Origin of the sequence: Gallibacterium genomosp. 2 (genome assembly GCF_000771895.1) — a bacterium.
Classification (GTDB): domain Bacteria; phylum Pseudomonadota; class Gammaproteobacteria; order Enterobacterales; family Pasteurellaceae; genus Gallibacterium.
This window is the reverse complement of the sequence record NZ_JPXY01000037.1, coordinates 1-24,303: the sequence shown is the minus strand read 5'-3', so window position 1 is coordinate 24,303 and position 24,303 is coordinate 1. Positions and strand designations below refer to the sequence as shown.

Sequence of the window (24,303 nt, the reverse complement as noted above, 5' to 3'; positions counted from 1 at the left end):
AATCCCGAAATGCGCCTGTTACACAAAATCGACCTCGTTGCAGCACAAAGCCGAGCAAAACTCCGATAATTAATCCACTTAACATATTTTTTCCTTATTACTAACACTGAAGATGATTTGTTGTGCGTTATATTTATCCATATAGATTGCCAGACGTCTAATAACAAATTAATCATTTATATAGAAATTTGTTATAAGCACATCTTTTTTCTCAACTTAATTACCCACTTTTTCTGTTAAAATAGATGCCGTTTTTTCTTTACGCAGAGGTGCATCATCGATAATTGGCAACGTGGCTTTGTATTACATCGCCGGGCATATAGTGAAACCAGTTTGCTGGTAGATCTCTTTACAGAACATTATGGTTGTATCACGCTTTTAGCAAAAGGTGCACGTGCAAAACGTTCTCCGTTAAAGAGCTTATTACAACCGTTTACGCCGTTGCTGTTGCGTTGGAGCGGTCGCGGACAGTTAAAAATTTTAACTAAAGTAGAAGCGATTTCCGTTACCTTACCGATGCAAACAGTAGCTTTATACAGTGGTTTTTATGTTAATGAATTGCTAGTGAGAACATTAGAACAAGAAACAGCCTATTTGGAACTGTTCCACGAATATTTGCGTTGTCTGACCGGATTGGCGGCAAATGGTGATCAAGTAGAAGCAACATTACGCCGGTTTGAATTTATGTTGTTGAAAGCACTTGGCTACGGCATAGATTTTGAGCATTGTGCCGGCAGCGGTGAGCCAGTTGCCGCTGAAATGACTTATCAATATCGGGAAGAAAAAGGCTTTATCGCTTCATTAATCAAAAATAATCTCACTTTTTACGGACGAGATCTGCAGGCGTTTGCTAATTTAAGCTTTAACGAAAAAGAGACCTTACAAGCGGCTAAACGCTTTACTCGCATTGCATTAAAACCGTTTTTAGGCGGTAAGCCTTTGAAAAGTCGGGAATTATTTCAACAACATTTAAATATTTTATATCCTAGCGAATAAATTATGGTTCTGTTTTATCAAGCTACAACAAAAACATCTGCAAAAAACAAAACGGCGTTAATTGAATCTTTGGATTATCAAGGGTTGGGCGTTGCCAAAATTGATGGTAAAACTTGGTTCATTGAAGATGCTTTACCGGGCGAAAAAGTGCTATTTACTATACAAGAAGAAAAACGGCAATATGGTATCGGTAAAACGACAAAGCGACTAACAAGTTCAGCACAACGCCTTGAGCCTCTCTGTCCGTATTATCAGCAGTGTGGCGGTTGTCAAATGCAGCATATTCCGATTGAAATGCAACGCTGTGCCAAAGAACAGGCATTAATGCGACAGTTACAAAAAATTGCTCCTGAAGTAAAAATTGAAGCAATGATAAGCGGCGAGCAGTGGCATTATCGCCGCCGCGCCAGATTAAGCGTGCAATATGTTGCTACCACCAAGCAAATTAAGCTCGGCTTTCGGCAAAAACAGAGTAATCAGCTGGTTGAAATCAACCAATGTCCGGTGCTGGTGCCGGCATTATCGGCACTGTTGCCGGCGCTTATACAACTGCTGCAACAATGGCAACAACCGAGAAAATTAGGGCATATCGAATTGGTTGCCGCCGACAATGGCATTGCACTGTTTTTACGTCATTTAGGTGCATTAAACGCTGTGGATGCCGAAAAGCTACAATTATTTGGGCAACAATATCAGCTAATGCTGTTCGTGAGTGAGCAAGAACAACAGGTTTCAGCGTGGACAGAAGCACGACCTTATTACCATATCGGCGCATTAAAACTCTTTTTTGATATTCGTGATTTTATTCAAGTTAATCGACAAATTAACCAAAAAATGGTGCAAACTGCGTTGAATTGGCTTGATCCGCAAGCAGATGATCAGATATTGGATCTCTTTTGTGGTATGGGAAATTTCACTTTGCCGTTGGCGCAACAGAGTAAACGCGTTGTCGGTATTGAGGGCGTGGCACAGATGGTGGAAAAAGCGCGTTACAACGCACAACAGAATGGGATTACCAATGCGTTATTTCACCAAGCTGATTTAAGCGCACCTTTTGCCAATCAAATTTGGGCACAAGAAAAATTTAATAAAATCTTGCTTGATCCGCCTCGTAGCGGTGCGGCTTTCGTGTTAAATCACCTTATTGAACTGCAGGCAGAGAAAATACTTTATGTTTCCTGCAATCCGGCAACTTTGGTGCGTGATGCAAAAATATTGGTGGAAAACGGTTACCATTTAGAGAAAAGCGCAATGATTGATATGTTTCCGCAAACCGGACATTTAGAATCTATCACCCTGTTTTCAAAATAAATTTAAACTTTTCTCGCAAAATAGACTCAAATAGAACTACTCCATTTGATAATAAAAGTGTCTGCTTGAAGGCAAAAAGTTTGTCCGATCAGTTTGATATTCACATCATTGGGGCGGTATGATTAATGCAATAGTGTTTTCAATAAAACAGGAAGAAGAAGATGGTCGCAGTAAGAGAAACACATTTAACAAATTTACGTCATTTCGTTTTTGAAGATTGGTTAAATTCGCTTACTTTAGCGGATCGTACTAGAAGCTTATTAACTCAAGCTTGGCAATATCTTCATCCTAAAATTACGGATAACGATCACGCTCAAGATATTCTCTCTAACAGTGTTGAAATGGTTTCTATCCTTTCAGAACTAAATATGGATGAAAATTCCCTACTCGCAGCACTGTTCTTCCCGTTTCTTGAGAACAAAATTCTTTCCCTCGATGATTTACAAGAACATTTCGGCATAACCATCAAGAAATTAGTTCACGGTGTTTTTGAAATGGACAATATTCGTCAACTCAATACTAATCGTGGTTCAGATAGCGTACAAATCGATAATATTCGGCGAATGCTGTTGGCGATGGTGGAAGATTTCCGCTGTGTCGTGATTAAACTTGCCGAACGCATTACCTTTTTGCGCACCGCTGACAGTCGCGTCAGTGAAGAAGATAAAGTGTTGGCGGCGAAAGAGTGCGCCAATATTTATGCACCATTGGCGAATCGTTTGGGTATCGGGCAGTTGAAATGGGAATTGGAGGATTACTGCTTCCGTTATTTACACCCTGAGCAATATCGCCATATTGCCAACCAACTACACGAACGCCGTTTGGATCGTGAACAATATATTCAAGATTTCGTACAAGAACTGACCGCCTACCTTAAAGAGAGCATTTCGGAAGTCGAGGTTTATGGACGACCAAAACATATTTACAGTATTTGGCGCAAAATGCAGAAAAAAAATCTCGCTTTCGGTGATCTTTATGATGTTCGTGCAGTACGCATTATTGTGCAGAAATTGCAAGATTGTTACGCCGCGTTAGGCATTGTTCATACCCATTTTAAACATTTACCGAAAGAGTTTGATGATTATATCGCCAATCCGAAACCGAACGGTTATCAATCCATCCACACCGTAGTCTTGGGCAAAGGTGGCAAACCGATAGAGGTACAGATTCGTACTCAAAAAATGCACGATGATGCCGAACTCGGTGTGGCGGCGCACTGGAAATATAAAGAGGGCGCAACTGCCGGTCGCAGCGGTTATGAAGAAAAAATCGCTTGGTTACGAAAATTATTAGCGTGGCAAGATGATTTGGCTGACTCTAGCGAAGTGCTTGCTGAAATGCGTAGTCAAGTGTTTGATGATCGCGTTTATGTCTTTACCCCGAAAGGTGAAGTCATTGATTTACCAACCGGCTCAACGCCGTTAGATTTTGCCTACAGTATCCATAGTGAAATCGGGCATCGCTGTATCGGTGCCAAAGTTGCCGGCAGAATCGTACCCTTCACTTATCAATTACAAATGGGCGATCAAATTGAAGTCATCACGCAAAAAAATCCAAATCCAAGTCGCGATTGGCTCAATCCAAATCTTGGTTTCGTGCATACCGCTCGTGCCAGAGCGAAAATCCACGCTTGGTTCAAAAAACTGGATCGCGATAAAAATATCCCTGCTGGTCGAGAAATGTTAGAAAGCGAAATGAATCGTATCGGTTTAACACAGAAACAGATCGAACAGTACGCTTTGCCACGTTACAACTTGCGTAATCTGGATGATCTTTATGCCGGTATTGGTGGTGGCGATATTCGCTTAAATCAGCTTATCAACTTTTTACAAAGCAAATTGCTCAAGCCGTCCAATGAAGAGATTGATGAAGAGATTTTAAAACACATCTCCAATAAAAGTGCCAACAACGCGCAACAGCAGAAAGAGAAGAAAAAAGGGCACGTTGTCGTTGAAGGTGTCGGCAATTTAATGCATCATATCGCCCGCTGCTGTCAACCGATTCCGGGCGATGATATCGTTGGCTACATCACTCAAGGGCGGGGAATTTCCATTCACCGTTCCGATTGTGAACAGTTAGCGGAATTACAAGCGAACAATCCGGAACGTGTAGTAGAAGCACTTTGGGGTGATAGCTACTCTTACGGTGTTCACGTCGGCATTCGGATTATTGCCAGCGACCGCAATGGATTATTGCGCGATATTACAACCGTTTTAGCCAACGAAAAAGTGAGTGTTTTAGGCGTGAGTAGCCGTAGTGATACCAAACGCCAAATTGCTACTATTGATATGCAAATCGAACTCAGCAATGTACAAATGTTAAGCAAAATTTTATCTCGTTTGGCAAAACTGGATGATGTTATCGAAGCAAAACGCATCACGAATTAAGGAACATTATGCAAAAATACACTGGATTAACTCATTTTTTTAAAGCCGCAAAATATTCAATGCAGGGCTTACGTGCCGCATTTAAATATGAAGCCGCATTCCGCCACGAAGTCGGCGCTGCTATCATTTTGATTCCTCTCGCATTTTGGCTTGGGAAGAACAAAATTGAGATCGCTTTGATGGTGGCTTCCGTATTAATGGTATTCGCGATTGAACTGCTTAACAGCGGTTTAGAAGCAATTGTTGACCGTGTCGGCAAGGAGTATCACGAACTTTCCGGTCGTGCTAAAGATCTCGGTTCCGCCGCCGTTTTCGTGGCAATGGTAACTTGTGGGCTAGTCTGGTTAATTCTTTTATTAGGTTAGCTAAATGATTGATCTTGGTACAAATTTACAGCCTTATCACACTTTTGCCATTCCGGCATCTGCGAAACAGATTTATCAGGTCGATCAAGTTGATGAGTTATCGTATTTATGGCAACAGGCTCAACATCAGCAATTACCGGTTTTACTGTTGGGTGAAGGAAGCAATGTCTTGTTCACCGAAGATTTTTCCGGCGTGGTGCTGTTAAATCGCATTAAAGGCATTCAATATCACACCGATGCGGATTTCCACTATTTTAAAGTCGGCAGTGGTGAAAATTGGCATCAATTTGTCAGTTACTGTGTTGAACGGAATATCGGCGGATTGGAAAATTTAGCTTTAATTCCGGGCTGTGTCGGTTCGGCGCCGGTGCAAAATATCGGGGCTTATGGCGTAGAGCTGAAAGATATCTGCCAAGCGGTTGAGGTGATTGATCTTGCCAGCGGCGAAACTTTTATATTGCAAAACGATCAATGCCAATTCGGTTATCGTGAAAGCATTTTTAAGCATCAATATCGGGATCACTACGCCGTAATTGCGGTCTATTTTAAATTAGCCAAACAGTGGCAACCGATTTTACATTACGGCAACTTGGCACAGTTAGATCCGCAACAGCTCACCCCTAAAGCGGTTTTTCAACAAGTTTGTGCCATCAGACAGGCGAAATTGCCTGATCCTAAAAAAATTGGCAGTGCCGGCAGTTTTTTCAAAAATCCGTTGGTTTCTGCGGAACAATTTCAATGGTTGCAAAAACAGTATCCGGATATTCCTCACTATCCTCAAGCGGACGGTTCAGTCAAATTGGCTGCCGGTTGGTTGATTGATCGTTGCGGATTAAAAGGCTATCAGTTAGGCGGTGCGGCGGTGCACGATAAACAAGCATTAGTCATCATTAACAAAGAACGAGCAAGCGGTTCTGATGTGGTCGCACTTGCCCGTTATATTTGTCATAACGTTGCCGAACGTTTTGGTGTGGTGTTACAGCCTGAAGTTCGTTTTATCGGTAACAATGGTGAAATTGATTTTTCTCTTGCCTAAATGCAAACAACGTTAAAGCCTTTCGACTTTAACGTTGTTATTCATCATCTTACGCTAACGATTAGAGTTTTTTCATTTGATCGGCAACAAGCTCTGCTTCCGGTCCTAAAATAACCTGCAAGGCGTTATCGCCCAATTTAATATTTCCTTTTGAGCCCAATGCTTTGAGCTGCGCTTCGTTGATTTTATTACGATCCACTAAAATCAAACGTAAACGGGTAATACAGGCATCAATTTCTTTGATATTACCTTTACCGCCAAGCGCGCTGATAAATGCTTGTGCGCGTTCAACTTTTGCCTGTTCATTATCTTGGCTTGCGGTATTTTTCGTTGTAACACCGGCGCTATCTGCACTATCTTCTTCACGTCCCGGTGTTTTTAAATTAAATGCTTTAATCACGAAGCGGAACAATAGATAGTAAATCACCGCAAACACCAGACCTTGCACAATCAACATATACCACTCTGTTGCCAATGGATTGCGAGAAGACAACACTAAGTCCACCAATCCGGCACTAAATCCGAAACCGGCAATCCAGTGGAATGTTGCTGCGATAAATACGGAAATACCGGTCAATAGTGCGTGAATTAAATAGAGCAACGGTGCAACAAACATAAAGGAGAATTCCAACGGTTCAGTAACACCAGTAAAGAATGATGCCAATGCTGCTGCAAACATAATTGAACCAACCAATGCTTTTTTAGACGGTTTAGCACTATGGTAAATCGCCAATGCCGCTGCCGGCAAACCGAACATCATAATTGGGAAGAAACCGGCTTGATACATACCTGTTTGCCCAAGCACCGCTTTACCTTCCGCCAATGATTTTGCCCCACCAAGGAAGTTAGGAATATCATTAATTCCGGCAACATCGAACCAGAATACAGAGTTCAAGGCGTGATGTAGACCGACAGGAATTAATAAACGATTGAAGAAAGCATAAATACCGGCACCGGTTGCCCCTAAACCTTGAATTGATTCACCAAAACTGACCAATCCGTTAAAAATCACCGGCCATACATAAAGCAAGACAAATGACACTAAAATCATCACGAAAGAAACAACAATCGGTACTAAACGTTTACCGCTGAAAAATGCCAATGCTTGATGTAACTCAACGTGAGAAAATCTGTTATAGAGTTCCGCAGAAATAATACCAACCAAAATACCAATAAATTGGTTATTAATTTTACCGAATGCTGCCGGCACTTGATCTAAAGGAATACCTTGTAGTTGAGAAACCGCACCAGGAGAAAGCAACGTGGTCACCACTAAATAACCGACTAAACCTGATAATGCCGCTGAGCCGTGTTTATCCTTAGAAAGACCAAAAGCCACACCGACCGCAAATAACAACGACATATTATCAATAATTGCCGCGCCTGATTTAATCAACAAAGACGCCAAAGCACTATTACTTCCCCAGCCGTCCGGATCAATCCAATAGCCTATCCCCATTAAAATAGCGGCTGCCGGCAATGCGGCGACCGGCACCATCAAAGCTCGACCTATTTTTTGTAAATAAGATAACATACTCATAACAATATCCTCATTGTTTAGTTTTAATACAAAGATTGATTAATCTTTGTTAATCTGTTTCAGTATAGAAGCCCATAAAAATGAAGTAAAACACAGATTATTAGAATTGTGATAGCGATCACTTAAAAAAATAAAAAAAATGAAGTGATACTTCATTCAATCTCACACCATTTAATAAAAAGAAAAAACCGTTGTTCATTGAATATAACAACGGCATTGTCTTTGTTAATTGACTTCGGTAATTCGCAACTCTTTCGGCACTTCAAACACTGTATTTTCTTCACAGCCTTCCAGCTCTTCAACGCTTGTCGCACCGAGTTCCAATAAACGATTCACCACTGACTGAACCAACACTTCCGGCGCAGATGCTCCGGCGGTAATACCAATAACATTAATATTTTCCAACCATTGAGGATCAATGTCGGCAGCATCATCGATTAATTTGGATGACACCCCCATTCGCGAAGCCAGTTCAGCCAAGCGATTGGAATTTGATGAATTTTTTGAACCAACGACAATCACCAAATCAGACTGCTTTGCCAGCTCCTTAACGGCGTGTTGACGATTGGTTGTTGCATAGCAAATATCATTTTTGCGTGGCCCTTGAATTGCTGGATATTTCGTTTTTAACGCTTCAATCACTTCGGCAGTGTCATCAATCGACAAGGTTGTTTGTGTCATAAAGGTGAGATCATCCTGATTTGAGAGTGGCAATCCAGCAATGTCTTCCACATTTTCCACTAAATAAATGCCACCTTCGCGATTATCATACTGCCCCATTGTACCTTCCACTTCAGGATGCCCCTCGTGACCGATTAAAATCGCTTTTGTCCCTTTTCGACTTGCTCTTGCTACCTGCATATGAACTTTTGTTACGAGCGGACAGGTTGCATCGAACACTTTTAAATCTCGCTCTTTTGCCTCTTGGCGCACAGCCTGAGAAACACCGTGTGCCGAAAAAATCACAATCGAGCCGTCCGGCACTTCACTTAACTCTTCAACAAAAATCGCACCACGCTGACGTAAACCATCCACCACAAAACGGTTATGTACCACTTCGTGACGTACATAAATCGGTGCGCCGTGAATTTCCAACGCCAATTCCACGATGCTGATAGCGCGATCTACACCGGCACAAAAACCTCGCGGATTTGCTAAGATAATTTTCATTCGTCCTTTCCTTTTACCTGTTTGCGTTCATTCTTCAGATAATCGAGGATCAGTAATCCTGCCCCAACACAAATTGCAATATCTGCAACATTAAACACCGGATAGTGATAAATTCGCCAATAAAAATCAAGAAAATCGACCACAAAACCGTGATAAAGACGATCCGTCATATTGGCTAATGCACCGCCGATAATTAAAGCGTAAGCACTGTTCACCAAGATTTTTTGGCGTGGCGTTTTTGCCAGCCAAAAGAGTAATAATGCTGAAATCACAACTGCAATTAAGACAAAAAAGTATTTTTGCCAACCGCTATGATCGGCAAGAAAGCTAAACGCCGCGCCATAATTTCTGACATAGGTCAGGTTAAAAATCGGCAGAATATTGACGCTTTCATACAGTTCAAAATGCGAAACCACTAACCATTTAGTGAATAAATCCAAGATAAAGGCGACAACGCTCAGCCATAAATAAATCAAACCATTTGCCTGTTTTTGCATTAAAAACTCCTCTGTGGTTGAGCCTTCCGCCATCTACGGCGGCAGAAGCTATTTAATTTAGGAGATCTGCTCCTTTGCATAAAAATAATCACTGCCAAGCAGTGCTTAACAGTGATTATCTCATTCAAACAACATTAAAAATTAGGCGAACTGTCTGGTTTCACCCTGTCCTGCCACATTTTCTACACAACGTGCGCAAAGATGCGGATGTTCACTGTTTTGTCCGATAGTATCGGAATAATGCCAGCAACGAGGACATTTTTCATCTTTAGAAGCAACCACTTTCACCGCTAGACCTTTTAATTCGCCTTCAGCAACGTCCGCCTCTTCTAACAATTTCACTTCCGCTTTTGAGGTAATCAACACAAAACGTAATTCAGACGCTAATTTCGCCAATAACTCACGATAATGCTGATTTGCATAAAGTGTTACTTCCGCTGCCAACGCCGCACCGATCACTTTATCATTACGCGCCTGTTCAAGCACACGGTTAACTTCGGCTCTCACTTTCAACACTTCTTGCCAGTAAGCATCATTCATCTCTTCGTCATCCGCTAAAGCAAATAGACCTTGATAGAACTCTTCCGTAAAGACAAATTCGCTGCGTTCCCCCGGCAAATATTGCCAAATTTCATCGGCAGTAAAGGAGAGGATCGGCGCAATCCAACGCACCAACGCTTCTGCAATATGGTACAACGCAGTTTGGCAGCTACGACGCGCTAAACTGTCCGCTTTCGTGGTATATTGGCGATCTTTAATGATATCCAAATAGAATGAGCCCATTTCAATCGAACAGAAACGCATCAAACGTTGCACCACTTCGTGGAATTGATAATTATCGTAGGCTTCTTTAATTTCATTTTGTGCCTGTAATGCGCAAGAAACCGCCCAACGATCGAGTACGATCATCTCTTCCGCTTGCACCATATCTCGTTTCGGATCAAAACCGTTTAAGTTTGCCAATAAGAAACGTGCGGTATTACGAATACGGCGATAGGTATCCGCCGCTCGTTTGAAGATTTCATCCGATACCGCAATTTCGCCGGTATAGTCACTTGAGGCAACCCATAGACGCAAAATATCGCCACCGAATTTATCCATTACTTCTTGCGGAGTAACGATATTTCCGATTGATTTTGACATCTTGCGTCCTTGACCATCAACGGTAAAGCCGTGTGTAAGCACCTGTTTGTAAGGTGCTTTGTTATCTGTTGCAGTTGATAACATTAATGAAGACATAAACCAACCACGATGTTGATCCGAACCTTCCAGATACATATCAACGTCATTACCGCCGAATTCAGCTCGATGTTTCGCTACTGAAGAATAGGTTGATCCGGAATCAAACCACACATCAAGGGTATCCGGCACTTTTTGATAATCTTTGGCATCTTCACCCAATACTTCATTAATATCCAAATCCCACCACGCTTGGATACCTTTTTGTTCCACGCGTTTTGCAACTTCTTCAATTAATTCTAATGTACGTGGATGCAATGCTTCTGTTTCTTTATGGATAAACAGTGTTAATGGCACTCCCCAAGTACGTTGACGGGAAATACACCAGTCAGGGCGATTTTCCACCATCGCTTCAATACGAGCTTGCCCCCAATCCGGCACCCAACGCACCCCTTTAATCTCTTTCAATGCTTGCGCGCGTAGCCCTTTGGTTTCCATACCGATAAACCATTGCGGTGTTGCACGGAAAATAATCGGAGTTTTATGACGCCAGCAGTGTGGGTAGCTGTGAGTAATTTTCTCAAGCTTCAACAATGCACCCACTTCTTCCAATTTGTTTACTACCAACGGATTGGCATCAAACACATTTTCACCGGCAAAGAATTTCGCTTGGCTGTTGAATTTACCGTCATTACCGATTAATCCTGCCATTGGTAATTGATATTTTTGACCAACAATAAAGTCGTCCTGACCGTGATCTGGCGCGGTATGAACCAAACCGGTACCGGCATCATTACCAACGTGCTCACCTAAAATAAACGGCACGCTGTAATCATAGAACGGATGTTGGAATTGTAATAACTCAAGATCTTGCCCTTTTGCAACGCCCAATACTTGATAATCGGTTGCGCCAATGGCTTTCATTACGCTATCTACCAATTCGGTGTTGAGAATTAAGCGTTCACCGTTTACTTGCACTAACTGATATTCCAATTCAGGATGTAAAGCGATAGCACGGTTTGACGGCAATGTCCAAGGTGTGGTTGTCCAAATGACCGCAGAGATTTTGCCCTCACCTTTTTCGCTCAAATTAAATTTCGCCAACACGGCATCTTCATCCACCGCATTAAAGCGCACATAAATAGACGGTGAAGTTTTATCGTAATATTCCACTTCCGCTTCGGCTAAGGCTGAACCGCAATCCAAACACCAGTGAACCGGTTTAGAACCTTTATAAAGATGACCGTTTTTAATCACATTCGCCAAAGTGCGGATAATGTTGGCTTCAGTCGCAAAATTCATTGTCAAATAAGGGTGATCCCAATCACCGATCACACCTAAACGGATAAAATCTTTTTTCTGACCTTCCACCTGCTCTTTAGCATAAGCACGGCAAGCTTCACGGAATTCTGCCGCACTCACTTTCTCATTCGGTTTACCGACCAGACCTTCTACTTTCAATTCGATCGGCAATCCGTGGCAGTCCCATCCCGGAATATAAGGAGAGTCATAACCTAAGGCAGTTTTTGATTTAACAATAATATCTTTAAGAATTTTATTTACTGCGTGCCCAATATGAATTGTGCCATTGGCGTAAGGAGGACCGTCGTGCAAAATAAAGGTTTTCTTGCCCTTACTCGCTTGACGAATTTTTTGATAAAGGTTTTTATCATACCAATTTTTTAGCATAGCCGGCTCACGTTTCGCCAAATCGCCACGCATTGGGAAACCTGTTTCAGGCAGGTTTAACGTGCTTTTGTAATCAGTTGTATCTTTAGACATTAGAATATTCCGTAATTAATAAAGTTAAATCAAAGTTGCTAAATTTTTTCCGGCAGAGCTGCCGTTATTTTCATCTTTAAACGCTCTTTTATAGCCTTTTTTAGATCGCTATGCAAACAAAGTTATCAAAATTTTCCGTTATTTTTGCCGATTTTGTTGAAAATAACGTTTCGCATTTTCTGCATCCAACTTAATCTGTTGTTGTAATGCCGCAAATGAAGGGAATTTAATTTCCGAACGTAATTTCAACTTAAAGAAAATTTCCAATGTTTGCCCATAAAGATCGCCATTAAAATCAAATAGATGTACTTCCAACAACGGTTTAAAACCATTAATGGTAGGACGATTTCCGACATTAGCGACACCATAATAATGATGGTTTGCCTTATCTTTAACTTCTACCGCATAAACCCCCTGAATCGGGTTCACATTACGATGCAGTCCGATATTGGCGGTTGGGAAGCCGATTGTTCTGCCCAGTTCATTGCCGTGCACCACTCGTCCTAAAATGCTGTAAGGCCGTCCTAACATCTGCTCAACCTGTTCCAATTTATCCTGTGCCAACGCCTCACGGATTGCAGTACTGCTCACACGCTGTTGTGCTAAACAGTAACTGGCATTGTTTTCCACTTGGAAACCATATTGTTTGCCGGCTTTTTGTAAGGTTGCAAAATTACCGCTACGATTAATGCCGAAACGAAAATCATCGCCAACGCTTAAAAACTTAACACGTAATTTTTCAATCAAATAATGTTGAATAAACTGCTCTGCGCTTTGTTGTGCAAAGGCGGCATTGAAAGGAACACAGAAAACATAATCGATACCGAATTGAGCCAATGCGGTTAATTTATCACGCAATCGCATTAGCCTCGCCGGTGCTTTCTGTTTCAAGAAAAACTCTTTTGCCTGCGGTTCAAATAACATCACTACAGTCGGCAATCCTAATTGTTGCGCTTTCTGCTTGAGATGTCGCAAAATGGTTTGATGTCCTAAATGTACACCATCGAAATTGCCGATGGTCAGCGCACATCCGTTAGGGAAAGTGGGTAAATTATAAAGACCTCGAATTAATCGCATTATGATCTGTTTGCTATTGGAAAAGGTTACAAAAATGCCGGTATTATACGCAGATTGTTAAATAGTGTAAAACAGCAGCGTCCGCCTATCTTTTAGTGGCATAAGCACATAAGCCGCCAGAAAGGATGATCACAAACATACCAAGCCAACTTAATAAATCAATTTCTGTATCCCACAACCATAAACTTAATAGTGCGGAAAAAATAATCGCCGTATATTGCAAAGTGGCGGTTAACACCGTTGCGCCATAACTGAATGATCGCGTTAAGCCTAACTGCCCCAATAAGCCGAAAACACCGGTGCCTAATAAATAAAAACCGGCATTTAAATCAGCAATATAATTATTGGAAAATAAAAACGCGACTAAGCCGATAACAGTTACTGAAACAGAAAAATAGAATACCGTTCTCCACACCGGTTCGCCCGCCTGTCCGAGCCGCTTAACGGTCAGCACTGCGCCGGTTGCACTTAAGCCAGCAAATAGCCCCACCACAATAGCCCACCAATCCTGTGCATTAATACTCGGTCGCAACACCACTAATACGCCCATAAAGCCCAAACAGACAGCCAACACCTGTAGCGCACTACGTGCAACCACTGTCGTCAACAAGGTCCAAAAAGTGATAAAAAGTGTGGTGGTATAGTTTAAACTTGCCGCTGTTGCCAACGGTAGATGAGCATAAGCATAGAAGCCGCACCAGATAGACATCACACCGAAAATACTTCTCGCTAAATGCGATTTTAAACGTGGCGTTCTAAAACTGCGGTGCTGTCGATCCAGCATTACCCATAACCAAATCAATATGACTGACGGCAATCCTCGCGTAAAAATAATTGCGCCCAAACTTGCCCCTTCTTCTGACGACAATTTAACAAATGCCGCCATTGCTGCAAAAGAAGCACTGGCAAAAATCATCCACAAAGATTGCAAAATACTCATATTACTGTGCCAACAAATCGCGTTTTCTGATACCTAATAACAGCAACGACAATAAATAACAGACGGCAGCAACTGCGATCAGACCGGCTAACCAAACGACTCGCCACATTATTGTCATTGTTTGCCAAGCAGTGATATCCGGCGTGAGGTAAAACAACAGAGCGCCCATTGCCACGGCAGCAATCACCACTTTCAAGAAAAAGTATAAACTTCGTGCGGAAAAATGGTAGACCTGTTGGTGCGATAAACCACGATAAAGCAGAAAAGCGTTCAATGTAGCAGACATTGCCGATGCCATTGCCAAGCCGACATAACTGAAAGGGATCGCCAATAAATTAAATCCCATATTACTGATCATCGCAATAATACCGTAACGCACCGGCGTTTTGGTATCCTGACGCGCATAATAACCGTTTGCCAAGATTTTAATGAGCATATAACTCAACAATCCGGCATTGAATGCCCACAATGAATAAGATGCCGCCTGCACATCAGAAAGTAGGAAATTACCACGCATAAACAGCACCAATAACATTGGCTGTGCCAATAACGCAATACCGACCATTGCCGGTACGCCGAGCAATAAGATCATCCGCACGCCCCAATCCAGCGTCTGACGAAAAGCCTGCTCGCTTTGCATATTATCTTTATTGACGTGATGGCGTGATAAGGTCGGCAAAATAACGGTTGAAATCGCAATACCGAACAAACCTAAAGGGAATTCCAACAAACGATCAGAGTAATATAACCAGCTGATTGAACCTGTCATTAAAAAACTGGCGATAAAGGTATCCAACAAAAGATTGATTTGACTGACCGATACACCAAACAGTGCCGGAATCATTAGCGTACGGATTTTTTTCACGCCGGCATCATTCCACGCCCATTTCGGTTTTACCAACAATCCCGCCTGTTTTAAAAAAGGGAGTTGAAATAAAAATTGTAACAGCCCGCCCAAGAAAATCCCTATCGCTAAACCAATGTCCGGATTGTCCAATCTCGGTGCAATAAAGAGCGCAGCGGCGATCATCGCCACATTCAACAACACCGGCGAAAACGACATTACACCGAATTTGCCGATAGTATTAAGAATTGCGCCGGATAGCGCCACTAACGTAATAAACCATAAATAAGGGAAGGTAATTTTTAATAATAACGAGGCTTGGGTAAATTTCTCGGCATCCGCGCCACCGTTCAACCAATCCATAAACCAGCCAGTACCGAAAACCGCAGTGACCAATGGTGAACCAATCATTGCTAATAAAGTTACAACGGTAACCAAGCCCCCCAAAGTGCCGGATACTTTGGCAATAAATTGACGGGTTTTATCCAAATCTCCCTCTTTCTGATATTCCGCCAACACCGGCACAAATGCCTGAGAAAATGCCCCCTCAGCAAACAGACGGCGCAAAAAATTAGGAATACGGTTTGCAAATAAAAAGACATCCGCGGCGACACCGGCCCCCAACAAATTCGCGATCACCACATCACGAATTAAGCCCAACACGCGTGAAAGCAATGTCATACTGCTAACAACAATACCTGATTTTAATAACCCTTTGCTCAAAATAACCACCACAATTCGGTCTGACTTCATAAAAATTATTGCACATTGTATATATTTTTACTTTTTAAGCTATATTCTCACCGGAAAAACTGTTAAAATCACGCCGCCTTTTAATGGCTTACTTTGGTTGTGTCTCACTAAAGCAAGTTAGCTATTGCCTTGCTTACTCTCGAAGCAAATTTACGGCATCAAGCGATAAATTGATTGACAAAGGCTTAAAAAATAGGCATATTTTACGCCTTTCATTTTTAGTGTAATTAATTAGAAATTTTGGGAGTTTGACCTTGGCTAATATCAAGTCAGCAAAAAAACGTGCGATTCAATCTGAAAAACGCCGTCAACATAACGCAAGTCGCCGCTCAATGATGCGTACTTATATCAAAAAAGTTTATGCAGCAGTAGCCGCTGGCGATAAAGCAGTTGCAGAAGCAGCTTTTGTTGAAATGCAAAAAGTTGTGGATAGAATGGCTTCTAAAGGCTTAATCCACAAAAATAAAGCAGCAAATCACAAATCTAAACTATCTGCACAGATCAAAAAATTAGCTTAATGATTTTTTTGGATTAAAAATAAAACCGCCAATTTGGCGGTTTTTTATTGTCTGTTCAAAGTTGCTGTAAGCGCTCCGCAAAACGTGCAACCTGTTGCCAATCGGTATACTCAATCTCTTTTGTCGGATCGGTTTCGCCACCGGTAATTTTCATAATAAAACGAATCATCATCCGATCAAACCAACCATAACGTGGATAAAGCAATGCGCCGGCAAATACCTGAACCAACTGTGGTTGCCAATTAATTTTCGCCAACAATTTCCTCGTATAAACATTGGTTTGCGGTGTATTTTTATCCGCTTTTCTTGCAGTTAGATTGACAGTATACAACGCCCCTTTTTTCGCTTGTAATTGGGAGTGATGCTGCTGAATAAAATCATACAATTGAGTGCTGAACTTCCCATAGCGAATAGACGCGCCGATAACAACGCGATCATAAGGTGCAAGATCAATCTGCATATTTTCCGCTAAATTGACCAATACAGATTGCCCATTTAACTTGGCTGCAATCGCTTCAGCAATTTTTCGGGTTTGCCCATCGTGAGTAAGATATAAAATCAATGTTTTCATAAAAATATCTCAGTCTTCCAATAACTGTAATGTAAGTTGCCCGGCGGAACGTTCATTAATGTGCCACGCCAACTGTTCTGCCTGTTGTTCAGCGATCGCCAGCTGTAACCTGACCTGATCGGTAAATTGTTGCGAGCTAATTTGTGCATCATACTGTTTCAACAGCGCTTCCAACCACGCCCATTGCGCATATTCACAAATAAGAAGATACGATTTGCGCTCAATCTTAATTGTGGTTTCCGCCAGCTTTAAAGCTTGCTGTACGCCATTACCGTAAGCTTTCACTAATCCACCGGTACCAAGCAGAATGCCGCCATAATAGCGCACCACGACTGCACAAACTTCGCCTAAACCACTGCCCAGCAATAAATTTAACATCGGCTTACCGGCAGTTCCGGATGGTTCGCCATCATCGGAAAAACCGTACTGTTGTGAATCAATTGGTGTTCCAGCAACCGCTGCCCAACAATGATGTCGAGCGTCAGGATGTTGTTGCCGTATCTGCTGCCAAAACTGTTTTGCCTCCTCCATTCCTGACACCGGTTGTAGATAGGTAATAAATCGACTTTTTTTAATTTCCTCGCTAAAGGTTACCGCTGACTTTAACACCGGGTATTGCATAATTCTCCTTTTATGACAGTCCTAACTGTTGTTCCATTTTAACAGTTAAATTTTCCGCACCTTCAGTTCTCATCACAATATTATCTTCTGTACGGATACCACCGAATGCTTTTAAAACATCGATCATTGCCCAATCAATTTTGCTTGCATATTCACTTTGTCGCCAAGGCTGCAATAATAAATCAATAAAATAGAAACCGGGTTCAATCGTCAACACCATTCCTTCCGCCAATTCTCGGGTACAACGCAAACTCGGATACACCTCCGGCGGGCGTTTAATCGCGCCTCGTTTATTCTGCTGCCATCCACCAATATCGTGCACCTGCAAACCGAGAAGATGCCCTAAACCGTGCGGCAAAAATGCGCGGTTGATGCCTAAATCAAAAATCTGTTGTGCCGGTAATTTTACTAATTCACTTTCCGCTAATAATTCTGCAATTCGTTGTTGCAATTGAGTGTGATAGCTTAAATAGTTATGCCCGACACGCAAATCGGCAATAATATCGCGCTTAATTTGTTCCATTCCGCGCAACAATTCAGCAAATATGGGTTGTGTTTGTTGTTGATAGGTACGTGTAATATCTGAAGCATAACCAAGATAACTTGCGCCGGCATCGATTAAGAAACTGTTGGCAGTTTCCGGCGCTTGGTGGGATAAGCGATTATAATGCAACACCGCGCCGTGTTCATTCAAGGCGATAATATTACCGTAAGGCACATTTAAATCCGACTGCTGACTTGCCTGTAAATACGCTGCATTAATTTCAAATTCACTTTTCCCTTGCTCAAACGCCTGTTTAGCCGCTTGATGCCCTAATAATGCCGGTTGCTGTGCCCTAAAAATACATTCAATTTCATACTCGCTTTTATAAGCGCGATAATAATTCAAAATATTCAATAATTTACGATCATTAATCGAATAAAAACCGAGTGATTTCGCCAACGCCTCATCTTCACCGATAAATGCACAGTTTTTACGACTATTCACCTCTTGCTGCATCTGTTGCGGCTGAGTAAAAACTTGCCATTCAAACTGTTCACACCAAAACGCCTTCGGCAAGGCTTCAACAAAATACCAGTAATCTTTCGGCTGATAAAAATAGAGTTTCGGTTTGCTGTAACCGTCTAAAAACAACCAGCTTCCTTCAGCTTGAGGCATCGGCACAACATAATTGAAATACGGGTTAATATGAAAAGATTTGGTTTGATCATCCACAAAATAATAATCCGCTTGACCGGCATAAATCCACACGCCATCAAGCCGACAGCTGGATAAAGCTTCCTGTATAATAGTCTGAATGCGTGCCAAATGAGCATTAAATAACGTTTCCATTCTTTACTCCACTATCCCATATTGCGTAAAAATGCAGTATCATTACTGCCTTTATTAATAATCAGCAGCAATCATATGACCGAATTAGAAATTAATCAAACACTTGATACACAAGGATTACGTTGTCCGGAACCGGTAATGTTGGTAAGAAAGAAAATTCGTGAAATGCAGAATGGAGAAGTTTTGCTTATTATTGCCGATGATCCGGCAACAACACGCGATATTCCGGGGTTCTGTCAATTTATGGAACATACGCTGTTACAAAGTGAAATCGAACAAACGCCGTATCGTTATTGGATCAGAAAGGGGAAATAATCCCCTTTTCATTTATCCTAAAATGCCAACTAAAATGGCGATAAAAATCCACATTCCGACATAGTTATTATTTAAAAACGCCTTGAAACACTCCTCACGCGTGCGCCGTTTTGTCAGCCGACACTGATAAATAAAACAAGCCAACGCCGGTAATAAACCGATAAAATAACCATTCGACAACTGCTGTTCCACCCCAAGATAAACCAGAATAGCCAAGGTAGCGATCTGTAATAATGCAATGATTTTATTATCATATTCCGCAAACAGAATGGCAGTCGATTTCACACCGATACGCAAATCATCATCACGATCCACCATCGCGTATTGTGTATCGTAAGCGATTGTCCACGCCAAATTCGCTAAAAACAGCAACCAACAGGATAACGGCAACGAAGCCGCTGTTGCACCATATGCCATCGGTATCGACCAACCGAATGCCGCCCCCAAAAAGAGTTGCGGCAAATGCGTATAACGCTTCATAAACGGATAAATAAACGCCAATACCGCCGCCGCGACAGACAACGCTATCGCATAGAGATTAAGTTGCAAAACGAGGAAAAATGAGAGCAGTATCAATAGCACAAATAATATTTTTGCCTCTTTTTCTGACACCGCACCGGTAGCTAACGGCCGTTGTGAAGTCCGCTTGACCTTGCCATCAATATGACGATCCGCATAATCATTAATCACGCAACCTGCCGAACGCATAAAGACCACGCCTAAGATAAAAATGAACAAAATCTTAACATCCGGCATACCGTTCGAGGCTAAAAATAACGCCCACAATGTCGGCCATAATAACAAAAATGAACCGATAGGCTTATCCAAACGCATTAACTGAATATAACTGCGCCATTTATTTAATAATTTCATAAAATAGTATCTTTATTCCGGACGTGGACAAACTTCAACCACCAGACTACTGTTTGCAACCACTTTTGCCATTTCTTCCGGCAAGGGTTTATCAGTAAACAGATAATCAAACATTGTTATTGGCCCTAATCGAACCATCGCATTACGGGAAAATTTAGAATGGTCTGTGACAAGAATGCTGGTACGCGAACTTTCAATAATAGTACGTTTCACCTGTACTTCGTGGTAATCATAATCAAGTAATGAACCATCCCGATCAATAGCACTAATACCTAAAATACCGAAATCCAGCCTAAATTGCGCAATAAATTGCATTGTCGCTTCGCCGATAATGCCACCGTCCGGACGTAAACCGCCGCCGGCAATAATAATTTGGAAATTCTCTTTTTCCATTAAAATATGCGCTGCATTTAAATTATTGGTCACGATACGCAAATTTTCGTGGTTCAATAATGCACGTGCCACCGCTTCCGCCGTAGTCCCGATATCAATAAATAGCGATGAACCGTTCGGAATATGTTGTGCAACACATTTGGCTACCCAATCTTTTTCTTGAGAAAGCAAGGTCTTACGCGAAGCATAATCGCTATTTTCAGAGCTGGAAGGAGAGGCGGCACCACCGTGATGGCGGCGAATTTGATTTTGTGCCGCGAGTTCATTGAGATCGCGGCGGATTGTTTGAGGACTAACATCAAGCTCAGCAACGAGCTCTTCTGTGCTGATATAACCGTGTAATTTTACTAACTCAATAATCCGGTTGTGGCGTATTGCTTGTTTCATAACTGCCTCACATTATTGTAATTATTGGTTGTCATTCTACCCAAATTGAATATCTTTTCATTAAATTTTTGTGAAAAAATTATTTCACCGTTTTTTGTCGCCAAACATCAATGCCGGCTAAAATAGATCCGGTAATTAATCCGGCGATATGGGCACTGTTACCTATCACAACCCCGATTAAAGGCGCAAAAAAACCGGATACAATCCCAATCACTAAAAACAAACCGAATCCACTTGGAATGGCGAAGCGCTTCTTAGGATCAAAATAATTTTCGACAAAAACATAGCCTAACACGGCATAAACCACACCGGATAAGCCAAAAAAATCTGCTCCGGATGAAAGATATTGAGCAATACCGCTTGTAACTGCCGAAATAGCGTAAAGACTGCATAGTTTAAATGTGCCTTGATAGCGCTCAATCAAACCGGCGAAAATCCACCACCACATCAAGTTAAACAAAATATGTGCCGGAGAAAGATGCACTAAACTGTGCGAAAAATAACGCCAAAGCTCAAATTGTTGCTCCGGGAAGACCGGAAAATGGAAATAGAAAAAGATTTGTTGCTGCCAGTCGGTATAAGTTAACGCAAATACCAAAATACAGATTAAAGTCACCAACGCACAAAATTTATTCTGCCATAACCGCTGCCACCTAAAACGAGAACCTGTTACCAGTAATGGTTTCCATAGTTCTCGCCAAGAGATCCGACTCTCTTGTTGCCAATCGGCGCGGTAAAACTGTTCAGCCTCCGGATTCTCTAAAAACTGCTCGGCAGCCTGTTTAATCTCAACCATTTGCTCACTCTGCTCAGAGATAAACAGATGAAACACACCCTTTTCCTGTTTTATTTCAATTTGCTGTTGATATTGTTGTCGAATAAACTGCTGAAATCGGATTGCCAACTGTTGCTGAGAGGTACTAAAAAGGTAATACATAACGTTAATCCTAGTTCTTATTTATAAAATTCGTTATACTGCTAGCACTGATCACTAATATCTACATTTCATTATTATGCGTAATCGAAAAAATAATTTTCCTCAAGGCTTTTCTAAATTTTCGTGGGCGATTGCTATTTTCTGTATTCCGGCTTTCCTATGGCCATTATCTTTATTATTATCGCCTTCGTTGAAAAACAATCCAACATTATCACAGACAGAAATTAATAATATGTCTATTTTTATGTGGAGTTATCCACTATTACTATTTATTTTAGCTAGAATAATTTATAAACTGCATTTTAGAAAACCGAAATTAGCCTATTATCTATTAGCAATCTGTTTTATTCTTTTCTATTTAGCAGTACTGATTATTGCCGTACAAGGTTTTAATCCTTAGCAAGAAAAGCCATAATTTCTTTAAAGGCGGATTGACGAATTTCATCTGTTTCAAATAATATTTCGTGTTTTGATTTCTCAATATTTTTTAATATTACATCAGAGAAATAGCTCGAAAATTCATTTATTGCTGTATTAGAAACAATTAAATCCTGTTCCGCCTGAAAAATAAGAGCTGGCACTGTAATTTTAGCAATAAGCCCCTTCAATTTTGCAAACATAATAATACAATGATGTACCCAAGAAAATGTTGGTCCGCCAAGCCGAACATCCGGATATTTTTCAGCAATTTCATTCATAAAAGCCATTCTTTCTGTACTATGACTCAAGGGTGTTGTTGCTAAATCAGCAGCTTTATATGCACCTTTACCAAACACATAATGTTGAGAAAATCCTAGTAATGTCATTATTGCAACAATAATTTCATCTCTTTTTACTGTTTTCTGCGCTAATCCCCAAAATGGCGCGGACAAAATCACTTTATTAAATTGATGCGGATATTTAGCCAAATAACAGGTTGAAATTAAACCCCCCATTGAATGTGCTAAAAGATATTGTTTTTCATACGCTTTTTGTTGCAGAACGGTTTGTATCACTAAATCCATATCATCTAAATAATATTGAAAGCGATCAATATATCCTTTTTCACGATCTTTTAATAAACGATCAGAAAATCCTTGCCCTCGATGATCAAATAACAGCACATCAAATCCTTGCTGATAAAAATCATAGGCAACTTCGCTCCACTTTAAAATATTTTCCGCACGCCCATTTACCAATACAATTAATTTTTGATGTGCTTGATGAATAAAATGCCTAAACGCTATTTTTTTCTGCTGATTTGCTTCAATATATTGCATAGGAAATTGCTCAACAAAAGGCAATAACTGTTGTTGAACAAATTGACTAAAATTCTCTTTTATTACCATATTTCTTTTTTGCTTAAAAATAAGAGATAAAAGTATTTTTTCTTTTATCTCTTATCTGAAAATGAGATAAAAATTATTTATTCATTACCGGCTTAGTTGAGGATAATACTTGATTAAGCCAATACTATCCAAATATTCTGCAATGAAGAAACTATTAAATAACCATTCGCCATTATTAAGCTGTAAAGCAGGAATTCTTCCTAAAGGATTATCTTTGTTATGTGGTGAATTGGCATCAAATGATAATTTTACAGGTAGGAGTTCTGTTTGTTCCAATAAATGGTGATGTTTTAACACTATCATAACCCGGCGGACAAACGGACTCATTGGTGAATACCATAATTTCATATTTGCTCCTTATCAGCTCAAAATAAAAAGGATAAAGCCTATTCAAGACTTTATCCTCTCTGATTTTATTTAGCAAATAATTTATTTAAATGTGCTTTATACTCAGTAATATGCTGTTCCACATTTGGATTTTTAATAACATCATTACAAATAAATGTAGGCAATGGTGAAAGACCAATAAACTCATTTGCTTTTCTAAAATGCAAATAGACACCGTCTACACCTTTGCCTTCAAAAAAATCACCTTCACGTTCAAATGCTTCAATCGGCGCATTCCAAGTTAATGACAACATATGTTTTCTACCTTGCAACAAACCACCGGTGCCATAACCTTCTGTCGGATTTACCCGATGACGCCCATCACTCTGATATAATTTTCCGTGACCAAAAGTAAAGACTTCATCAATATATTTTTTCACAATCCACGGTTCACCCATCCACCAACCGGGCATTTGCCAAATCACCACATCCATCCATAAAAATTTTTCAATTTCTTGATTGATATCGTAACCAGCATCAATTATGGTTTCTTGCACTTCGTGACCTAACGCAAGCAGAGTTTCTTTTGCGGTGTTATGTAATGTTGTATTCAGTTTACCCTGAGAATGTCCAAATGCTTTTCCACCATTTAATAATAAAAACTTCATTTACATCTCCTTATTTAAGGTAATAAATATAATGGCATATAGGACAAAATAGTTGGTCTTTTTGCACTTTATGCCTTTATAGGACAAAATAGTTGGTAAAGATTATTTTGGATGATCTTTACCAGCTTTCTTTATTTAAAAAATCCTGTATAAAC

At 40.8% G+C, this 24,303-nt stretch carries 23 protein-coding genes and 1 pseudogene; 8 read left to right on the top strand and 16 right to left on the bottom strand.

Annotated features, from left to right (window positions below; all coding sequences use genetic code 11):
- The first annotated feature begins 273 nt into the window (after window positions 1–273).
- The 5 genes from recO to murB all read left to right on the top strand — a co-directional run bounded on the left by recO (window position 274) and on the right by murB (window position 6,095).
- Window positions 274–996 carry a DNA repair protein RecO gene (gene recO, locus P375_RS08285; protein WP_039136005.1) on the top strand — a complete coding sequence of 241 codons (723 nt, stop codon included), beginning with the start codon at window positions 274–276 and terminating at the stop codon, window positions 994–996.
- Between the two features lie 3 nt (window positions 997–999).
- Window positions 1,000–2,307: a 23S rRNA (uracil(1939)-C(5))-methyltransferase RlmD gene (gene rlmD, locus P375_RS08280; RefSeq protein WP_039136003.1), complete on the top strand. Its 1,308-nt coding sequence runs from the start codon at window positions 1,000–1,002 to the stop codon at window positions 2,305–2,307.
- A 161-nt stretch (window positions 2,308–2,468) separates the two neighbouring features.
- Complete coding sequence (gene relA / locus P375_RS08275; protein WP_039136001.1) at window positions 2,469–4,694, top strand: GTP diphosphokinase; 2,226 nt, start codon at window positions 2,469–2,471, stop codon at window positions 4,692–4,694.
- 8 nt (window positions 4,695–4,702) lie between these two features.
- Window positions 4,703–5,059 (top strand): diacylglycerol kinase, encoded by a 357-nt coding sequence (locus tag P375_RS08270; protein WP_039135999.1) that lies wholly within the window; start codon window positions 4,703–4,705, stop codon window positions 5,057–5,059.
- 4 nt (window positions 5,060–5,063) lie between these two features.
- Entirely contained in the window at window positions 5,064–6,095 is a 1,032-nt protein-coding gene (murB, locus tag P375_RS08265) for a UDP-N-acetylmuramate dehydrogenase (RefSeq protein ID WP_039135997.1), read from the top strand.
- Between the two features lie 61 nt (window positions 6,096–6,156).
- Here murB and nagE read toward each other — a convergent pair whose 3' ends face one another.
- The 7 genes from nagE to murJ form a co-directional block, all read right to left on the bottom strand.
- Window positions 6,157–7,635, bottom strand: coding sequence for an N-acetylglucosamine-specific PTS transporter subunit IIBC (gene nagE, locus P375_RS08260; RefSeq protein WP_039084625.1), 1,479 nt, complete (start codon window positions 7,633–7,635; stop codon window positions 6,157–6,159).
- Window positions 7,636–7,860: 225 nt separating this feature from the next.
- Window positions 7,861–8,805: a 4-hydroxy-3-methylbut-2-enyl diphosphate reductase gene (gene ispH / locus P375_RS08255; protein ID WP_039092776.1), complete on the bottom strand. Its 945-nt coding sequence runs from the start codon at window positions 8,803–8,805 to the stop codon at window positions 7,861–7,863.
- A complete protein-coding gene (gene lspA / locus P375_RS08250) occupies window positions 8,802–9,302 on the bottom strand; it encodes a signal peptidase II (RefSeq protein WP_013746129.1) in 501 nt (166 codons plus the stop codon). Before lspA ends, ispH begins: the two co-directional genes overlap by 4 nt.
- Window positions 9,303–9,443: 141 nt before the next feature.
- The gene (gene ileS, locus P375_RS08245; RefSeq protein ID WP_039135995.1) at window positions 9,444–12,263 is read right to left on the bottom strand and encodes an isoleucine--tRNA ligase; all 2,820 of its coding nucleotides are present in this window, start codon (window positions 12,261–12,263) and stop codon (window positions 9,444–9,446) included.
- A gap of 138 nt (window positions 12,264–12,401) precedes the next feature.
- Window positions 12,402–13,340 carry a bifunctional riboflavin kinase/FAD synthetase gene (gene ribF, locus P375_RS08240; protein WP_039081943.1) on the bottom strand — a complete coding sequence of 313 codons (939 nt, stop codon included), beginning with the start codon at window positions 13,338–13,340 and terminating at the stop codon, window positions 12,402–12,404.
- A gap of 85 nt (window positions 13,341–13,425) precedes the next feature.
- Entirely contained in the window at window positions 13,426–14,280 is an 855-nt protein-coding gene (locus P375_RS08235; RefSeq protein WP_084598503.1) for a DMT family transporter, read from the bottom strand.
- A 1-nt stretch (window position 14,281) separates the two neighbouring features.
- Entirely contained in the window at window positions 14,282–15,847 is a 1,566-nt protein-coding gene (gene murJ, locus P375_RS08230; RefSeq protein WP_039136007.1) for a murein biosynthesis integral membrane protein MurJ, read from the bottom strand.
- A gap of 284 nt (window positions 15,848–16,131) precedes the next feature.
- On the opposite strand from murJ, the gene rpsT reads away from it, so the two are divergent.
- Complete coding sequence (gene rpsT, locus P375_RS08225) at window positions 16,132–16,395, top strand: 30S ribosomal protein S20 (protein WP_013746125.1); 264 nt, start codon at window positions 16,132–16,134, stop codon at window positions 16,393–16,395.
- Between the two features lie 55 nt (window positions 16,396–16,450).
- Here the strand turns inward: rpsT and hemG are convergent, their stop codons facing one another.
- From hemG to pepQ, 3 genes are read right to left on the bottom strand one after another with little or no spacing between them, the layout of a single operon-like run.
- Entirely contained in the window at window positions 16,451–16,966 is a 516-nt protein-coding gene (gene hemG / locus P375_RS08220) for a menaquinone-dependent protoporphyrinogen IX dehydrogenase (RefSeq protein ID WP_039089399.1), read from the bottom strand.
- Window positions 16,967–16,975: 9 nt separating this feature from the next.
- Window positions 16,976–17,587, bottom strand: a complete 612-nt coding sequence (locus P375_RS08215) for a YigZ family protein (RefSeq protein WP_039135993.1) — start codon at window positions 17,585–17,587, stop codon at window positions 16,976–16,978.
- Between the two features lie 10 nt (window positions 17,588–17,597).
- Entirely contained in the window at window positions 17,598–18,920 is a 1,323-nt protein-coding gene (gene pepQ, locus P375_RS08210) for a Xaa-Pro dipeptidase (protein ID WP_039135991.1), read from the bottom strand.
- Between the two features lie 75 nt (window positions 18,921–18,995).
- Here pepQ and tusA point away from each other — a divergent pair, with 75 nt between their 5' ends.
- Window positions 18,996–19,235: a sulfurtransferase TusA gene (gene tusA / locus P375_RS08205; RefSeq protein WP_013746121.1), complete on the top strand. Its 240-nt coding sequence runs from the start codon at window positions 18,996–18,998 to the stop codon at window positions 19,233–19,235.
- Window positions 19,236–19,247: 12 nt separating this feature from the next.
- Here the strand turns inward: tusA and ubiA are convergent, their stop codons facing one another.
- From ubiA to P375_RS08190, 3 genes are all read right to left on the bottom strand, one after another.
- A complete protein-coding gene (ubiA, locus tag P375_RS08200; protein ID WP_018346384.1) occupies window positions 19,248–20,108 on the bottom strand; it encodes a 4-hydroxybenzoate octaprenyltransferase in 861 nt (286 codons plus the stop codon).
- A gap of 12 nt (window positions 20,109–20,120) precedes the next feature.
- Window positions 20,121–20,888: a DeoR/GlpR family transcriptional regulator gene (locus tag P375_RS08195; protein WP_013746119.1), complete on the bottom strand. Its 768-nt coding sequence runs from the start codon at window positions 20,886–20,888 to the stop codon at window positions 20,121–20,123.
- A 79-nt stretch (window positions 20,889–20,967) separates the two neighbouring features.
- Complete coding sequence (locus P375_RS08190) at window positions 20,968–21,825, bottom strand: rhomboid family intramembrane serine protease (RefSeq protein WP_039135979.1); 858 nt, start codon at window positions 21,823–21,825, stop codon at window positions 20,968–20,970.
- A 76-nt stretch (window positions 21,826–21,901) separates the two neighbouring features.
- Here P375_RS08190 and P375_RS08185 point away from each other — a divergent pair, with 76 nt between their 5' ends.
- Window positions 21,902–22,225, top strand: coding sequence for a DUF5389 family protein (locus P375_RS08185; protein ID WP_039135978.1), 324 nt, complete (start codon window positions 21,902–21,904; stop codon window positions 22,223–22,225).
- On the opposite strand, the gene P375_RS08180 is transcribed toward P375_RS08185, so the two are convergent.
- The 3 genes and pseudogenes from P375_RS08180 to P375_RS08170 form a co-directional block, all read right to left on the bottom strand.
- Window positions 22,215–23,153, bottom strand: coding sequence for an alpha/beta fold hydrolase (locus tag P375_RS08180; protein WP_039135977.1), 939 nt, complete (start codon window positions 23,151–23,153; stop codon window positions 22,215–22,217). The two genes, P375_RS08185 and P375_RS08180, sit on opposite strands and share 11 nt — an antisense overlap.
- Window positions 23,154–23,270: 117 nt before the next feature.
- A pseudogene (locus P375_RS08175) lies at window positions 23,271–23,501 on the bottom strand (glutathione S-transferase N-terminal domain-containing protein); the annotation flags it as partial.
- A gap of 65 nt (window positions 23,502–23,566) precedes the next feature.
- Window positions 23,567–24,148, bottom strand: a complete 582-nt coding sequence (locus P375_RS08170) for an NAD(P)H-dependent oxidoreductase (protein ID WP_013746115.1) — start codon at window positions 24,146–24,148, stop codon at window positions 23,567–23,569.
- Between the last annotated feature and the right edge of the window lie 155 nt (window positions 24,149–24,303).

Coding starts and splice junctions, on each gene's coding strand:
- P375_RS08170 (WP_013746115.1), bottom strand. CDS start 24,148: ATGAAGTTTTTATTATTAAATGGTGGAAAAGCATTTGGACATTCTCAG.
- P375_RS08190 (WP_039135979.1), bottom strand. CDS start 21,825: ATGTATTACCTTTTTAGTACCTCTCAGCAACAGTTGGCAATCCGATTT.
- relA (WP_039136001.1), top strand. CDS start 2,469: ATGGTCGCAGTAAGAGAAACACATTTAACAAATTTACGTCATTTCGTT.
- P375_RS08185 (WP_039135978.1), top strand. CDS start 21,902: ATGCGTAATCGAAAAAATAATTTTCCTCAAGGCTTTTCTAAATTTTCG.
- P375_RS08195 (WP_013746119.1), bottom strand. CDS start 20,888: ATGAAACAAGCAATACGCCACAACCGGATTATTGAGTTAGTAAAATTA.
- P375_RS08270 (WP_039135999.1), top strand. CDS start 4,703: ATGCAAAAATACACTGGATTAACTCATTTTTTTAAAGCCGCAAAATAT.
- ileS (WP_039135995.1), bottom strand. CDS start 12,263: ATGTCTAAAGATACAACTGATTACAAAAGCACGTTAAACCTGCCTGAA.
- pepQ (WP_039135991.1), bottom strand. CDS start 18,920: ATGGAAACGTTATTTAATGCTCATTTGGCACGCATTCAGACTATTATA.
- ribF (WP_039081943.1), bottom strand. CDS start 13,340: ATGCGATTAATTCGAGGTCTTTATAATTTACCCACTTTCCCTAACGGA.
- murB (WP_039135997.1), top strand. CDS start 5,064: ATGATTGATCTTGGTACAAATTTACAGCCTTATCACACTTTTGCCATT.
- lspA (WP_013746129.1), bottom strand. CDS start 9,302: ATGCAAAAACAGGCAAATGGTTTGATTTATTTATGGCTGAGCGTTGTC.
- tusA (WP_013746121.1), top strand. CDS start 18,996: ATGACCGAATTAGAAATTAATCAAACACTTGATACACAAGGATTACGT.
- ispH (WP_039092776.1), bottom strand. CDS start 8,805: ATGAAAATTATCTTAGCAAATCCGCGAGGTTTTTGTGCCGGTGTAGAT.
- P375_RS08235 (WP_084598503.1), bottom strand. CDS start 14,280: ATGAGTATTTTGCAATCTTTGTGGATGATTTTTGCCAGTGCTTCTTTT.
- ubiA (WP_018346384.1), bottom strand. CDS start 20,108: ATGAAATTATTAAATAAATGGCGCAGTTATATTCAGTTAATGCGTTTG.
- rlmD (WP_039136003.1), top strand. CDS start 1,000: ATGGTTCTGTTTTATCAAGCTACAACAAAAACATCTGCAAAAAACAAA.
- nagE (WP_039084625.1), bottom strand. CDS start 7,635: ATGAGTATGTTATCTTATTTACAAAAAATAGGTCGAGCTTTGATGGTG.
- hemG (WP_039089399.1), bottom strand. CDS start 16,966: ATGAAAACATTGATTTTATATCTTACTCACGATGGGCAAACCCGAAAA.
- P375_RS08215 (WP_039135993.1), bottom strand. CDS start 17,587: ATGCAATACCCGGTGTTAAAGTCAGCGGTAACCTTTAGCGAGGAAATT.
- P375_RS08180 (WP_039135977.1), bottom strand. CDS start 23,153: ATGGTAATAAAAGAGAATTTTAGTCAATTTGTTCAACAACAGTTATTG.